General features: G+C 56.4%; 12 protein-coding genes. 4 read left to right on the top strand and 8 right to left on the bottom strand.

The window, feature by feature from the left end; all coding sequences use genetic code 11:
• Positions 1–3 precede the first annotated feature (3 nt).
• On the top strand, positions 4–894 hold the full coding sequence (locus M3089_RS08485) for an NAD(P)-dependent oxidoreductase (protein ID WP_249083337.1): 891 nt from the start codon (positions 4–6) through the stop codon (positions 892–894).
• A gap of 399 nt (positions 895–1293) precedes the next feature.
• Here M3089_RS08485 and M3089_RS08490 read toward each other — a convergent pair whose 3' ends face one another.
• The 3 genes from M3089_RS08490 to M3089_RS08500 form a co-directional block, all read right to left on the bottom strand.
• Complete coding sequence (locus M3089_RS08490; protein ID WP_249083356.1) at positions 1294–2085, bottom strand: aspartate dehydrogenase domain-containing protein; 792 nt, start codon at positions 2083–2085, stop codon at positions 1294–1296.
• 24 nt (positions 2086–2109) lie between these two features.
• Positions 2110–3054, bottom strand: coding sequence for an NAD(P)H-dependent flavin oxidoreductase (locus M3089_RS08495; protein WP_249083339.1), 945 nt, complete (start codon positions 3052–3054; stop codon positions 2110–2112).
• Positions 3055–3695: 641 nt separating this feature from the next.
• A complete protein-coding gene (locus tag M3089_RS08500; protein ID WP_249083340.1) occupies positions 3696–4610 on the bottom strand; it encodes an AEC family transporter in 915 nt (304 codons plus the stop codon).
• A 129-nt stretch (positions 4611–4739) separates the two neighbouring features.
• On the opposite strand from M3089_RS08500, the gene M3089_RS08505 reads away from it, so the two are divergent.
• Positions 4740–5432 (top strand): DUF554 domain-containing protein, encoded by a 693-nt coding sequence (locus M3089_RS08505; RefSeq protein ID WP_205111880.1) that lies wholly within the window; start codon positions 4740–4742, stop codon positions 5430–5432.
• Positions 5433–5565: 133 nt separating this feature from the next.
• On the opposite strand, the gene M3089_RS08510 is transcribed toward M3089_RS08505, so the two are convergent.
• From M3089_RS08510 to M3089_RS08530, 5 genes are all read right to left on the bottom strand, one after another.
• On the bottom strand, positions 5566–7758 hold the full coding sequence (locus M3089_RS08510) for a glutamine synthetase III family protein (protein WP_249083343.1): 2193 nt from the start codon (positions 7756–7758) through the stop codon (positions 5566–5568).
• Between the two features lie 65 nt (positions 7759–7823).
• Positions 7824–8708, bottom strand: coding sequence for a carbon-nitrogen hydrolase (locus M3089_RS08515; protein ID WP_249083346.1), 885 nt, complete (start codon positions 8706–8708; stop codon positions 7824–7826).
• Between the two features lie 36 nt (positions 8709–8744).
• Positions 8745–9821 (bottom strand): agmatine deiminase family protein, encoded by a 1077-nt coding sequence (locus M3089_RS08520; protein WP_249083348.1) that lies wholly within the window; start codon positions 9819–9821, stop codon positions 8745–8747.
• A gap of 589 nt (positions 9822–10410) precedes the next feature.
• The gene (locus tag M3089_RS08525) at positions 10411–11271 is read right to left on the bottom strand and encodes a zinc ribbon domain-containing protein (protein ID WP_205111888.1); all 861 of its coding nucleotides are present in this window, start codon (positions 11269–11271) and stop codon (positions 10411–10413) included.
• A gap of 2 nt (positions 11272–11273) precedes the next feature.
• Positions 11274–12056, bottom strand: coding sequence for a Nif3-like dinuclear metal center hexameric protein (locus M3089_RS08530; RefSeq protein ID WP_205111895.1), 783 nt, complete (start codon positions 12054–12056; stop codon positions 11274–11276).
• An 849-nt stretch (positions 12057–12905) separates the two neighbouring features.
• Here M3089_RS08530 and M3089_RS08535 point away from each other — a divergent pair.
• Together M3089_RS08535 and M3089_RS08540 are read left to right on the top strand one after the other, a co-directional pair.
• Positions 12906–14030 carry a TlpA disulfide reductase family protein gene (locus M3089_RS08535; RefSeq protein ID WP_249083351.1) on the top strand — a complete coding sequence of 375 codons (1125 nt, stop codon included), beginning with the start codon at positions 12906–12908 and terminating at the stop codon, positions 14028–14030.
• The coding region (locus tag M3089_RS08540; RefSeq protein ID WP_249083353.1) for a DUF4369 domain-containing protein at positions 14027–14469 on the top strand (443 nt) is incomplete at its 3' end. The genes M3089_RS08535 and M3089_RS08540, both read left to right, overlap by 4 nt.

Raw genomic sequence — 14469 nt, forward strand, 5'->3', positions numbered from 1 at the left:
GATATGGATAAGTTTAGGAAATTGGTTGCCATAGAGCCTGTGGGCCTTGAGCCGTGGGCTGAGGAGCGGTTGCGCTCAATGGCAGGAGATGTTGTCATGTTTGGCGACGTACCGCAAGGTGATGATGAGATTGTCAACCGTATAGGAGATGCCGATGCCGTGTTGCTCAGTTACACGTCGGCATTGCCCGGTGAGGTGCTGTCCCGGTGCCCGGAGGTGCGTTACGTGGGCATGTGCTGCTCGCTGTATTCACCGGAGAGCGCCAATGTCGACATACGTTACGCCGAGGCCCACGGCATTGCCGTCACCGGCATTCGCGACTATGGCGACGAGGGGGTGGTCGAGTATGTGGTCAGTGCGCTCGTAAGGCGGCTCCATGGCTTTGGCGTGGAACCATGGTTTGGCGAGCCCAGCGAGATAACGGGACTGAAAGTGGGCGTTGTCGGACTGGGTAAGTCGGGCGGGATGATTGCCGACGCAATGCGCTTTTTCGGTGCAGAGATAGGCTATTTCGCTCGTAGTGAAAAACCGCAGGCCAAGGCCAAGGGTTACAGTTTCATGCCTTTGGGCGACCTGTTGGCGTGGAGCGACGTGGTGTTCTGCTGTCTCAACAAGAACACGGTGCTGCTGGGTGACGATGAGTTTGCCCGCCTCGGAAACCACAAGATTCTGTTCAATACCGGACTGTCGCCTGCATGGCAAGGTGAAGCCTTCGCCAAATGGATTGATGGCGACAACGTTTGTTACTGCGACACGGTGGGGGCGCTCGGTTGCGAGGGTCTGCTCGGCCATCCACACGTGCGTTGTGCATGTGTTTCCACCGGCCGCACGCGCCAGGCCTCACACCGTTTGAGCGAGAAAGTGCTGGCCAACATCGAGGCGTTTTTGGCGTAAGTTCTTTTTAGGAGTTAAGGAGTGGGGTTTTAGGAGTTAAGGAGTGAATTTTTAGGAGTTAAGGAGTTAAGTAGTAAAGGAGTTAAGACAATAGTTTTGTGAGATGAAGTTAGAGGGAGTTGTAAGAAGTTATAGGGAGTTAGAGGACAATACTGCCGCATCCAAGGCATACGTCTTAACTCCTTTACTACTTGACTCCTTAACTCCAAAAAAATCAATTCTTGGCTTCTAAGCTATTGTCTTAACTCCTTTACTACTTGACTCCTTAACTTCAAAAAAATCAATTCTTGGCTTCTAAGCTATTGTCTTAACTTCTTTACTACTTAACTCCTTAACTCCTAAAAATTCACTCCTTAACTCCTAAAGCCCCACTCTTTGCCATATTTCCTTTTCAGCAATCTATACGAAAACCACTGGCGACGCAATGTTTCGTAGGGTGCTCACCACCGACCACGCCGCAATCTCGGCCGTTGCGCTGTAAACGTCGACCACGGCATGCACCTGGCTGTTGCGTATCTCTACGCGCTGCGTGTCTCCTTTGAACCCCGGTGTGGAACGCATGGCCACATGAAGGTTGGCCGGCCCTACCGAAGCGCGGGCAGCAGCCACTGTGACGTTGACTTTGGTTGGGAACAACCTTATGGCCTCGGCTGCCGTGCCGCTGAACACGGTGCGGGCTTCCGTCTGCAGCGAGTCGTCGTAGACGGGTGTGCCGCGCAGGGCGTCGGGGCCTTTCTCGTTGAAAAACTCAGCTTCGGCACCGCCCATCAGGGCTGCCGTCTGCAGCACGTCGAAGCCTCCCGTGGCTCCCGACACTATGTATATGCGGCTGCCGTGGGCTTCGGCCGTGCGGCGGGCTTCGTCGTAGAAGGCATCGTCGGCAAAGGCGCCTATGGAGAGGCATACCAGCGACGTGCCTTGGCTGAGGGCCGGCAGGGCCCATTGCCTGAGGGCCTTGGGCGACGCCGCCTCGACAATGAAGTCGGGCCGCAGGGCCAGCAGTTCGTCGAAAGTGCCGGCCACGCGGCACTCCTTGCCTGCGGCGGCCAGTTCGTCGGCTGCCGCCCGGGCTTTTTCGGGCGTGCGCGAGTATACGCCTATGAGTTCGTAGTCGGGCAGAAGCCCCCGCGCTGCGGCGCGGGCCACAATGGTGCCCAGCTTGCCGCAACCGGCTATGGCTATCGTTTTCATTACAGTCATTTGCTTGAGTGGCGTTTAAAAGTCGGTTTCAGCCAGTTTCGCCTTGGCGTCGGCATACCCCTTTATTAGTTGTTCGATTATCTCGGCAGCAGGCTTTATCGTGCCTACCGATGCAGCCACCTGTCCTATTTCAAGCTCGCCGCCGTCGGTGTCGCCTTCAAATATGCCACGTTTCGAGGCCGCTGTGCCCAGTATGGCCTTCAGTTCGTCGGGCGAGGCGCCGCGGTCTTCGGCCTCTGAAATACGGTCGAAGAGCTCGTTCTTTATCAGTCGAGTCGGCGACAGCTTCTTCAGGCACAGCATGGTGTCGCCCTCGCCGAGCGCCACGCAGCGTTGCTTGAAAGCCTCCGAAGCCGAACTCTCGCCGGCCAGCGCAAAGAGCGTGCCCACCTGCACGCCCTCGGCGCCCAGGGCCATGGCTGCCAGCATGGCTTCGCCGCTGCCTATTCCGCCTGCGGCCAGCAGGGGCAGTGATGTGGCCCGGCGCACACTCGGTATGAGGGTGAGCGTGGTTGTCTCCTCGCGGCCGTTGTGCCCGCCGGCCTCAAAGCCCTCGGCCACCACGGCGTCTACCCCGGCTTCCTCGCATTTGCGTGCAAACTTGCTGCTCGAAACCACATGGGCCACCACGGCGCCGGCCTCGTGGAGCATTGGGGTGTATTTCTTTGGGCTGCCGGCCGAGGTGAACACAATCTTGACGCCCTCGCTTACAAGTATCTGCATGAGGCGGTCTATCTCGGGATACATCAGCGGCACGTTCACTCCCCACGGCTTGTCGGTGGCGGCCTTCATCTTGTGTATGTGGTCGATGAGCGTTTCCGGGTGCATCGACCCTGCGCCGAGCAGCCCGAGCCCGCCTGCGTTGCTTACTGCGGAGGCCAGCCGCCAGCCGCTGCACCATACCATTCCGCCTTGTATTATGGGGTAGCGGATGCCGAAAAGGTTGCATATTCTGTTCATGTCCGATGTTTTGTTGTTAATTAAATGTTGTCTCTTTGCCAATTAGCCTTGGTCGGCATGATGCGCTTCGCTGCTGTGAGGCCGGCTTTGCCGGTGCCGTGTGCGGCAATGGCGCTGCTGCCTTGCCTTCCATGCTTGCCTTATGCCCGGGCCCGGCCTCAGTGACGTGGCGCATCACCACGGGCCGTTGCCGTGGTTAGCTTTGCAGGCATGATAATGCAAGCGGGCGCAATGCTAGCATGCTCTCAATCTTTCGAGCGCATCTTATCTTCGGCAAAGATACGGAAAATGTTTGATACTGCAAAACCTTTGCTTATTATTTAGATTGGCATGTCATAGCAGCCGCTGTATGCCTTGGACGTAGTATTGTAAATATTTGTTGCGTTTTCCATTCCAACGGTGCCGGGATGTGTAGTTGCCTGACTGTCTGTCGGTTGCGCGCCGGTGTGGTGTCGATGTGCGAAACGGGGCGTATGGCCGCGCCAAACGGCCTTTGTTGCATGCTGAAACGGGCCGTCCTGCGATGCCAAACGGACGCCGCGGTGCTGCAGTATGTGTTTTGTAAACAAATGCGGTTGCCACGGCCGAAGGTGTGCGGCAGGGCTTTCGGGGCGTGAGAGGTGTGGCGTCGCCCCGGCCCTTCATCCAATCAGCATGGCCAGCAGTGGTATGCTTGCCACCGACAGCAGTGTAGACAGAAACGTGCCCTGCGTCATCACAGTCTCGTCGCGCCCGTATTTCATGCAGAACATTGTGCCGAACGACGCCACCGGCATGCCCACGAGCACGGCGTTGATGGCTGCCACCTCATGGTCGGCGCCTATTGCCGCCATCAGGTGATACATGCCCACGGGCAAGATGAGCAGGCGGAAGAGGCACATGATGTAGGTGCCGGCGCTGCCAACCATGCGCCTGGCCGGTATGCCGGCTATGCTTGAGCCTATGACGAGCAGCGCGGCGGGCACCGTCATGCCGCCCAGCAGGCTGAACGGACGGGCCACCACCTCGGGCGCTCGCCACCCGGCGGCCACTATTATGATGGATATGTAGGTGGCGACCATGGCCGGCGAGCATAGCAGTTGCCAGCGGAAGCCGCCGCTGCGCTGCCCCGTTACGAACATGATGCCCCAGATGAAGATGGTAAGGGTGTTTGGGGCATTGAGTATGCAGGCGTAGAACACGGCGCTCTGTCCGAATATTGAGGCTACTATGGGGTAGCCTATGAAGCCCACGTTGGCAAAGGTAAGCATGAAACTGTACATGCCGCGGTCTTCGCGCCGCACGGGCATGCAGCGCGGTATGATGTAGGCAAGGATGATGAGCACGGCGTAGGTGAGCATGCCAACGCCCAGGAGTGACGGTATGTGACTCCGGTCGGGCATGGTGTCGCCCATGGTCGACGAGATGATGAGGCACGGGCAGGTGACCTGGATTACGAAATTGGACAGGCGCTTGTCGAACTCACCGCCCATGAGACCGCACTTGTGGGCGGCAAAGCCGGCAAGCACAAGCGTGAAGAGCACTACCATCTGGGTGGCCACGGATATGATGTCCATAAGTGTAACATGTCTTTTTTCAGCCCGCAAAAATACTGCTTTTTTGCCAATGAGGTGACAATTGTGATGTTAAAATGGCTCGGTTGAGAAATTATTGGTTACTTTTGCGTCGGAAAAACTTATGCTTTTATGCTTGGGACAGTAGTAAACACATGTGCGATAATAGTAGGGACGCTGGTTGGAACGTTGCTCAACCGCGGGATAAAGGATAAGTACAAGACGGCATTATACGACGCGCTGGGGCTGGCAAGCCTCATTATAGGGCTCAATGCGGCCATGGCAAACATGCCCAAGAGCCGGTTTCCGGTGCTTTTCATATTGGCTCTGGCCGTTGGCAGCGTTGTAGGTACGGCGCTCGACATTGACGGCAGGTTTCACCGTATGGTGGAGCGGAGGGCCAGGAAGAAAGATGGGCGGAGCCTGGCCGACGGCCTTTCCACGGCCATACTGCTTTATTGCATTGGCCCTTTGTCCATGCTTGGCCCGGTGATAAGCGCGCTCAACGGCGACAACACGTTTCTGTTTACCAATGCCACGCTCGATTTTGTGTCGTCAACCGTGTTTGCGTCGACCTATGGCGTTGGCATGGTGCTTGCCGCCCCTGTGCTGTTTTGCTGGCAGGGGCTTTTCTATCTTGTGGCCGAATTGTCGAGCGAGGCTGTCAGCGAGGCCCTCATGGCCGAGCTGCTTGTCGTGGGCGGACTGATGATTACGGCCAGCGGACTGTCGCTGTTGGGCATCAAGGATTGCAAGACGCTTAACCTGCTGCCTGCGCTGGCGGTGCCGGTGGTGTGGTTTGCCGTCGGGGCGGCAGTCGGCTGACGGCCGTGGCGCATGGCTTTGCCGCGGGCCTGTCGTGCCGGCTTGGGCGTGGCGCGGCCGCAAGGCCGGCGGCCTGGGGTCACAGGGACAAAAAAACCGGGATGCGGCCGCATCCCGGTTTTTTTGTGCTCCATCACCTGATGAACAGCAGTTCGCGGTATTTTGGCAAAGTCCAAAGCCCGTCTTCCACTATCATTTCCAGGCTGTCAATCTCTTTTCTGATGGCGAGCATCTTCGGCTCCACCGTGTCGTGGTATGCTATGGCGCGCTCGTGGATGCTTTCTATGCGGTTGGCCACGCGGCGCGATTCCACCAGTTCGTCTACCAATGTCTCTATCGACTCCGTGCAAACGGCAATCTCCTCTATGAGCTTCATGTTTCTTGCGCTCAGCCTTTCGGCCTTGTCGGCCGGGAACACGGCCTTCATGCTCTGCACGTTGCGTATGAGCTGGCTTTGGTAATGGGTTGATACGGGTATGATGTGGTTCATGGAGAGGTCGCCAATGACGCGGGCCTCTATCTGGACGCGCTTGACGTAGGTCTCCCATTTCACTTCGTTGCGGGCTTCAAGCTCCTTGCGGTTCATCACCTTTGTGCTCTCAAACATCCTGATGTTGTCTTCGTCGAGATAGCGCTCGAACACTATGGGGCAGCTGCTCTCGGTGTCGAGGCCCCTCTGCTTGGCTTCCTCAACCCACTCTTCCGAGTATCCGTTGCCGTCGAAGCGTATTGGCTTGCATGTCTTGATATCTTCGCGCAGCACGTCGAGTATGGCGCTTATCTTGTCTTCTCCCTTCTCTATGAGGGCGTCTACGCGCGTCTTGAAGTCTGTCAGTGCCTCGGCCATGGCTGCGTTGAGCGCAATCATTGCGCTGGCGCAGTTGGCTTCAGAGCCTATAGCGCGGAATTCAAACCTGTTGCCGGTAAATGCAAATGGACTGGTACGGTTGCGGTCGGTGTTGTCTATTATCAGTTCAGGTATCTGGGGTATGTCGAGTTCCATGCCCTGCTTGGCCTTGAGGTTGAACAGCTCGTCCTTGTCGGATGTCTCGATGTGGTCGAGCAGCTCGTTGAGCTGCTTGCCGAGAAACGACGAGATGATGGCCGGCGGTGCCTCGTTGCCTCCCAGTCGGTGGGCGTTGGTGGCGCTCATGATGCTTGCCTTGAGCAGTCCGTTGTGCTTGTAGACGGCCATCAGCGTCTCGACGATGAACGTAACGAAGCGCAGGTTCTCCTCGGGCGTCTTGCCTGGAGCATGGAGCAACACGCCATTGTCGGCGCAGAGGCTCCAGTTGTTGTGCTTGCCCGAACCGTTGATGCCGTCGAATGGCTTCTCATGCAGCAGCACGCGGAAGCCGTGCTTGCGCGCCACCTTCTTCATGAGCGACATGAGCAGCATGTTGTGGTCTACGGCGAGGTTGCACTCTTCGTATATCGGGGCAAGCTCAAACTGGTTGGGTGCCACCTCGTTGTGGCGCGTCTTGCACGGTATGGCGAGCTCCAGCGCCTGTATCTCGAGGTCTTTCATGAAGGCCTGCACGCGGTCTGGTATGGTGCCGAAGTAGTGGTCGTCCATCTGTTGGTTCTTTGCGCTCTCGTGACCCATCAGTGTCCGGCCCGTGAGCATCAGGTCCGGGCGGGCCGAATAGAGCCCCTCGTCAACCAGGAAGTACTCCTGCTCCCAGCCTAAGTTGCATTTTACTCGTGTGACATCCTTGTAGAAATACTTGCAAACGTCGGTTGCGGCTTGGTCTACGGCGTGCAGCGCGCGCAGTAACGGGGCCTTGTAGTCGAGTGCCTCGCCTGTGTATGAGATGAAGATAGTGGGGATGCAGAGCGTGTCGTCGATGATAAAGACCGGCGATGTGGGGTCCCATGCCGAGTAGCCACGTGCCTCAAACGTGTTGCGTATGCCACCGTTGGGGAATGAGCTGGCGTCGGGCTCCTGCTGCACGAGCAGCTTTCCGCTGAAGTTCTCGACCATCCCGCCCTTTCCGTCGTGCTCCACGAAGGCGTCGTGCTTCTCGGCCGTGCCTTCAGTCAGCGGCTGGAACCAGTGCGTGTAGTGCGTTACGCCCATCTCCATGGCCCACTGTTTCATTCCCGCTGCCACGGAGTCGGCTATTGAGCGGTCGAGCCTGGTGCCGTTGTCTATCACGTCTATGAGCTTGGCATAGACGTCGGCGGGCAGGTACTTGTACATCTTTTGGCGGTTGAACACATACTTTCCGAAGTATTCGGAAGGTCTTTCCTTTGGTGTCTCAACCTCTACTGCTTTCTTCTTGAAGGCCTCTTCGACAACCTGAAATCTTAAGTTTGCAGACATGTTCTATTCTTTTGTTTGATTGCTTGTTTTGTTTTGCTTGCCTGTTTTGTTGCTTCGGCTCGTTGTCAGTCGATGTATCGCTTTGTTATTTCGGCGTAGTCGTCTATTCGCCTGTCGCGTAGGAATGGCCACCAGCGGCGCACCTGCTCGCTGTGCTCCATGTCGATGCTGACTATTATGCTTTCCTCCTCGTCTTCGGATGCTTCGTAGAAGAGTTCGCCCTGCGGCCCGGCAACGAACGATGTGCCCCAGAACTGTATGCCGCCTGTCTGTCCCGAGGGGTCCGGCTCAAAGCCGACGCGGTTTACCGTGACCACTGGCAGGCCGTTGGCTACGGCATGTCCGCGTTGCACCGTCTGCCAGGCGCGTCGCTGGCGCTGCTGTTCGTCGGGCTCGTCGCTGAGCGCGTAGCCTATGGCCGTGGGATAGATGAGCAGCTCTGCGCCCCGAAGTGCCATGAGACGGGCGGCCTCCGGGTACCACTGATCCCAGCAAACCATCACTCCGAGGCGCCCCACAGAGGTGTCGATGGGCTTGAACCCGAGGTCGCCGGGGGTGAAATAGAACTTCTCGTAGTACGCCGGGTCGTCGGGGATGTGCATCTTCCGGTACTTGCCGGCTATGGTTCCGTCGCGCTCTATTACCACGGCCGTGTTGTGATACAGCCCCGGCGCCCTGCGTTCAAAGAGCGATGTGACGATGACAACGCCGTATTGGCGGGCCAGTTCGCCGAACATCTGCGTCGAGGGGCCGGGTATCGGCTCTGCGAGATCGAAGTTGTTGACGTCTTCCACCTGGCAGAAATAGAGCGAGTTGTGCAGTTCCTGGAGCACAATGAGCTCGGCGCCGCGCCGTGCGAGGTCTGCCACGCCTTCGGCAAGCCGCAGTATGTTGCCACGCACGTCGGCTGTGTTGTGTTGTTGCAGGAAGCCTATCTTGAGTTCTTTCATTTGATTCTGTTTTGTTGTCTTTGCAATATACCTTGGTTATAGTGTGCCGGCGGCATCGTCGCCGTGGCCGGCCGAGGGGTACTGCATGGTGCAGCAGTGCAGCGAACCGTGCTGAATAATGACGCTGCGGCAGTCGATTCCCACCACTTCCAGGCCGGGGAAGGCCTCTCTCATGATGCTCGCTGCCTCGGCATCAAGGTCGTCTTGTGCGTAGGTGGGGTAGAGTATGGCCCCGTTGATGGCGAGGAAGTTGGCGTAAGTGGCCGGAAGCCGCTCGCCGTCGTGATATATCGGGCGCGGCATGGGCAGCTTCAGGAGGCGGTAGGGGTGCCCGTCGGTGGTTGCAAGCGAGCGCAACTGTTGCTCCATGGCATGCAGTTCGCCGTACTGTTCGTCCGTGGGGTCGTCACAGCCCACATATAATAATGTGTCATTGGGGGCTATTCTCACCAGCGTGTCGATGTGTCCGTCGGTGTCATCTCCGGTCAGGTTGCCGTTGTTTATCCATATAATGCGGTCTGCGCAGAGTGTCTTTCTGAGATAAGAGTCAATCTCCTGCTGTGTCATTGGCTGGTTGCGGTTGGGAGCGAGCAGGCATCCTGTGGTGGTGAACACCGTGCCTCGGCCGTCGCTCTCGATAGAACCGCCCTCAAGCACAAACCCGTTGTGGTCGGCATATTCGCCCTCCACCATGCCGGCTTCGTAGAGTCGGCGGTTTATGGCGTTGTCTTTCGTGGCCTCAAACTTGTCTCCCCAGCCGTTGAAGCGGAAATCCAGCAACCTTCTTCGGCTGCCGTCGGTGAGCGAGATGAACGCGTGGTCGCGTGCCCAAGTGTCGTCTGTGGGGCAGGCAAAGGTGGTGATGTTGTCCAATAAGGTTTTCTCCGCTACCATGCCAATGGCTTCGATAGCCTCTTCGGGCCGTGGCGACACGATGACAAGCCGCTGCCGGCGGGCTATCTCGACAGCCATTTGTACGTAGGTGGCCGTGATTTGTGGCAGGATAGGCTGCCAGTCGGTGTCTTCATGCGGCCATGTGAGCTGTACAAACTCCTGCGTTTCCCATTCGGCGGGCAGTCGCCAACGGTGATGTTCGTTGCTGATAGGATCCATCTTTCGTTTAATTTATCTTCTCGAAGATGCCGCGTGGTGAATCGGTGCGAACTTGCCTTCATTTTCACCGTGGCGGATTTTCGTCTGCAAAGATACTATTTTTCCCCGATTCCTCAATTTAATTTGCGTTGATTTTGCGCAATAGTATACGTTGGCTGCATACCGGTGGCGTAGCCGTGCGACCGTTGCTCAACGGCCGTTGCCTGCGGCCCGTCTGATGTCGGCAGCCAGAATGCCGACTCCGGGAAACCCGCTGTGCGTGCGAATCAGCCGGTGCCAGGTGCCGGGTTGACTGAAAAACGATTTACACCGACCCCGGATGGTTGTTTGAGGGGTGGTGTATGGATATTTATTGAACCCATTTAAATATCTTGGAAAAAGTTAAAATGAAGTTCATTATATACCTTATATATATAATGCGCAGGCAGGGCAATGTTGGCGTGTGGCCTGCGGCAGTGTGCCTGATGCTCCGGGTTGCCGTGTAAAAGCATGCCTCCCGGCCTTTGGCATGGAGCTTACGGCCGGGAGGCATGATGGTGGTTGCGGTGTCATGGCTGCATTGTCCAGCCTGATGGTGACAGCCTCCGCACTATGCCTCGGCTTCGGGCACGATGTCGTCGTCGGCCTTTTTCACCGTCTTGCGTATTGCGCGCTTGCGCGTTGTTGCCTTCTTCTTGTCGTCGGTGGCCACCTTCTCGGCCTTGATGCCGGCCAGTTCGGGGTCAACGATGATGCGTCCGCAATATTCGCAGACAATGATTTTCTTGTGCATCTTGATGTCCAGCTGCCTCTGGGGGGGAATCTTGTTGAAGCATCCGCCGCAGGCGTCGCGTTGCACGTAGACGATTCCCAGTCCGTTGCGGGCGTTCTTGCGTATGCGTTTGAACGAAGTGAGCAACCGCGGCTCTATCTTTGCCTCGAGCTCAGTCACCTTTTCCTTCAGTTTCTCTTCCTCGGCGCGTGTCTCCTCCATTATTTCGTCGAGCTCGCTCTTCTTGATGTCGAGGTCGCTTTGGCGGTCTTTGATGGCCTCTTCGTTCTCGTGGAGCTCGTTGGTCTTCTCTTCTATGCGCGTCTGGGCCTCGCGTATCTTCTTGTTGCACAGCTCAATCTCGAGTGTCTGGAACTCTATCTCCTTGCTCAGCGTGTCATACTCGCGGTTGTTCTTCACGTCGTTCAGCTGCTCCTTGTAGCGCTCTACGCTGGCCTGTGCCTCGTTTATCTCGGCCTTTTTCTGGCTTACGGCCTTCTGGAACTCGTCTATCTCGCGCTTTATTTTGTCGATGCGTATCGTCAAGCCCTCTATTTCGTCTTCGAGGTCTTGCACTTCCAGGGGCAGCTCGCCCCTAAGGGCCTTCTTCTCGTCGATGGCCGAGAGTGTGGTCTGCAACTGATAGAGCGTTTTCAGCTTCTCTTCTACTGACAGTTCTGTGGGATCTTTCTTTGCCATGATTATAAGTATATTATGGGATTCGTGTTCGTTTCTGCCAGGAATAGGGGCAGATCCGGGCACGCCTCGCCGATTATTGATTTGAATATCTCGTTGGTGTATTGCTCGCTTTGGTAGTGGCCTATTACGCAAATCTGTATTTCCTGCTCGTGGCCGAAGTAAACATGGTAGTGCATCTCGCCCGTCACGAAGGCGTCGGCACCTGCCTTTATGGCCTCGCCCAGCAGGAAGTCGCCCGCCCCGCCGCAGATGGCCACGCGCCGGATGGGGCGGCGCAGCAACTCGTTGCACATGGCGCACTCCACGTCGAACTGCTTCTTGACGCCTATCACGAAGTCGTCGGCGGCCACGGCCTGTGGCAGCGACCCGATAACGCCGCTGCCAGCATCGGCCCCTCCGCCCTTGGGGGCAAAGAACTCAACGTCGGCCAGGCCCATCTTCTCGGCCATCTTGAAGTTTACGCCGCCGCGGGCGTTGTCCATGTTGGTGTGCATAGACACCACGGCTATGCCCGCGCGTATGGCTTTCATCACCGTGCGCTGCACGTAGTCGGCATCGGATATCGTTTTCAGTCCGCGGAAAAGCAGCGGGTGATGCGACACTATCAGGTTGCAACCCTTGCTTATTGCCTCGTCAACGATGCGCTCGTTGACGTCAAGGCACAATAAAGCCCCTGATGCTTCCGTCTCCGTCAGTCCCAGTTGCAGGCCGGCATTGTCCCAGTCTTCCTGCAAGGGCAGAGGCGCGAATCGTTCAAGGGCGCATATCACTTCCTTTATCTTCACGCTTTTACAGCTTTATTATATAATGTGGTTTCAATTTGCAAAGATACGCATTTTTGCCATTATATGGGCTTATATGCCGGTGCATTTAACTTTCTTTTACTGCTTTTTGCCCCTCGCGGGCCATTCACGGCTTTCAGGTTGCATCTGTCGTATGGCATGCCGGCAGTGGCAGGCCATTGCTGTGCGGGCTGTTGCGCAATTCGTTGCCCACGGGCCGTTGCGGCCCAACCGGGCTTGCCTCTGTGTGCCGTTTGTTTTGCGCCCCACCGATATGGGTGGTATTGCGTTGCAAAACGACCCGTTTCAGGCCCTAAGACGGCCCGTATTGCATCGTAAAACGGCATGTCTTGCAATCCGTTGTCATTCAGGCTGTTATGGCTGATGTGATGTGCGGCATACGCGTTGCCTCGGTTTAGTGGTGCCTTGACAGTGTTGTGGTGTGGTTGCAAAGGCGTTTTCACCTAAAAAATTTAGTTAAAAGCCTTGTGCTTCCTTTGTCGTTATGCTTAAAAATGCTATCTTTGCAATCGGGTTGATATATAGTGTTTTTTAATTAAGTAGGTGTTCAAAATTAATCGATACAATAGACCTTGCAGGTGTCCTCTATATCTTTGCCACCATCTTGTGTGCTCTTTCGGGCCGCATACCAAAGTCTCATCGGTCGCGTAGCCCGCTACGCTCCCTCTTCGGACTTTTGCATGCATCTCCGAAATAGCGCACAATTTGATGGCAATTAATTTTGAACACCTACTTATGTTTACTTTTTGGCAGCATCGGATATAGGTTTTTGTCTTGATGTAATGGCCGTTTTTATGTTAGAATTGTAGTGTATTATTGATTTTCATGGGCATGATGGGTATTGAGAGATATGTTTTTGCGGCAGCATTGGCCATGGTTTACGCTTCCGGGCAGGCCCAAGTGGCAAGTGGGGCGTATGCCGTTACGGGCAGTGTGGGCAGCCATGAGTTCGATGGGAAGACGGTTTACATAGACCCTTACAATGGCCGTACGCCGTTGGACAGTGCTGTCGTGACGGATGGCAGGGTTGTTTTCAGCGGGCAAACTGACGTGGCGCGGTATTGCAGGGTGGACGTTGGCGACGATGTTTACGCCAACTTCATTTTGGAACCGGGCAACATTGTCATTGATTTCGATTCGCTGCGTTGCGGACGGGGCACGGCGCTGAACGACATGGCTTTTCAGATGGAGCTTGAAGATGAGGCAAAAGATTCGGTGGTCAGGAAGATATGGAACGATGTTGAAGCCACTGTAGCCGACGAGGCCGGGCGCGAAAATGTGGCCGTAAGGCGTGTTAAGGACTACTACCACAAAGTTTTCAGAAAGTATTTCGCCGGCCATGAAGATGACGCCCTGGGGCATCTTCTACTCAATTCCGGCTTTTGGGCCAACATGAGGCTCGGTGATAAGGCTGCCGTATTGGCAGAGCTTGGCCCACGGTTGCGGTCAACGTCTGTGGCGCGGCGGGAGATACGGAAGGTGGAAGAGCGCAACCGTATGCTCGCTGCGCGCGGGCATACTGGGCCGGGAGCCATGTTCAAGGACGTTGAAGGCAAAGGCCTGGACGGCCGCCCAGTCGCTCTTGGCGACTACGTAGGCTGTGGCCGTGGTTACGTGTTGCTCGATTTCTGGGCCTCTTGGTGCGGGTCGTGCAAGGCAGAGATGCCTTATCTGTCCCGGCTTCACCGTGAGTTTGGTGGCAAGGGGCTCACGGTGGTCGGCATGTTTGTGGCCGACACGGAGGAGAATTTCACCAAGGCAGTGAGTGATGAGGGCGTTGTGTGGCCACAGATTTACGACAGCGGCAACGCCGCCCGCGGGCTTTATGGCGTAGCGGGCATACCAGAGATTATCCTCTTCGGGCCCGACGGGCGTATCGTGGAGCGCGGCCTGCGCGGCGAAACCATGGTAACGAAGGTGACAGAGATAATGAACAAACATAAAAAGGGATTATGAACAGCATCAGAACTTTGGCTCTCGCCGCAGTGATGGCGATGGCGGCAATGCCGGGAATGGCCGGGGAGGCCGCAAGGAAAGTGTGCGTTGTCAATGGCGACCTGAACGGATGGCCGGCCAACCTGGTGACAATTGCGCGCCTGGGTGAGGACGACCGTTATTACGCCGACACCATACCGATTGGTGACGGGCACATCCGCTACGAGCTGGATGCCGACGGAAGCACTGCATATTGCATTACGGCATGGCGTGGTGTAAGCGGTCGGCATGCAAATTTCATTGCTGAAAATGGTGAGGTAAGCATAACTTTCCATCCGGACGGCGTGGCCGATGTGCGTTCGGACACGCCTCTCAACAAGGAGATGCGGCGCGTGGTGGCTGCGACAGACACCATTACGGCAGCGGCTTTCGGCAGGCTTGAGGCATTGGAGAGGGCAAA

Origin of the sequence: Marseilla massiliensis, assembly GCF_023336985.1 — a bacterium.
Classification (GTDB): domain Bacteria; phylum Bacteroidota; class Bacteroidia; order Bacteroidales; family Bacteroidaceae; genus Prevotella; species Prevotella intestinigallinarum.

Bases quoted from the DNA above. Each gene is read 5' to 3' on its own strand.
- M3089_RS08525 (WP_205111888.1), bottom strand. From the start codon at position 11,271: ATGGCAAAGAAAGATCCCACAGAACTGTCAGTAGAAGAGAAGCTGAAA.
- M3089_RS08520 (WP_249083348.1), bottom strand. From the start codon at position 9,821: ATGGATCCTATCAGCAACGAACATCACCGTTGGCGACTGCCCGCCGAA.
- M3089_RS08485 (WP_249083337.1), top strand. From the start codon at position 4: ATGGATAAGTTTAGGAAATTGGTTGCCATAGAGCCTGTGGGCCTTGAG.
- M3089_RS08495 (WP_249083339.1), bottom strand. From the start codon at position 3,054: ATGAACAGAATATGCAACCTTTTCGGCATCCGCTACCCCATAATACAA.
- M3089_RS08500 (WP_249083340.1), bottom strand. From the start codon at position 4,610: ATGGACATCATATCCGTGGCCACCCAGATGGTAGTGCTCTTCACGCTT.
- M3089_RS08515 (WP_249083346.1), bottom strand. From the start codon at position 8,708: ATGAAAGAACTCAAGATAGGCTTCCTGCAACAACACAACACAGCCGAC.
- M3089_RS08535 (WP_249083351.1), top strand. From the start codon at position 12,906: ATGATGGGTATTGAGAGATATGTTTTTGCGGCAGCATTGGCCATGGTT.
- M3089_RS08505 (WP_205111880.1), top strand. From the start codon at position 4,740: ATGCTTGGGACAGTAGTAAACACATGTGCGATAATAGTAGGGACGCTG.
- M3089_RS08510 (WP_249083343.1), bottom strand. From the start codon at position 7,758: ATGTCTGCAAACTTAAGATTTCAGGTTGTCGAAGAGGCCTTCAAGAAG.
- M3089_RS08490 (WP_249083356.1), bottom strand. From the start codon at position 2,085: ATGAAAACGATAGCCATAGCCGGTTGCGGCAAGCTGGGCACCATTGTG.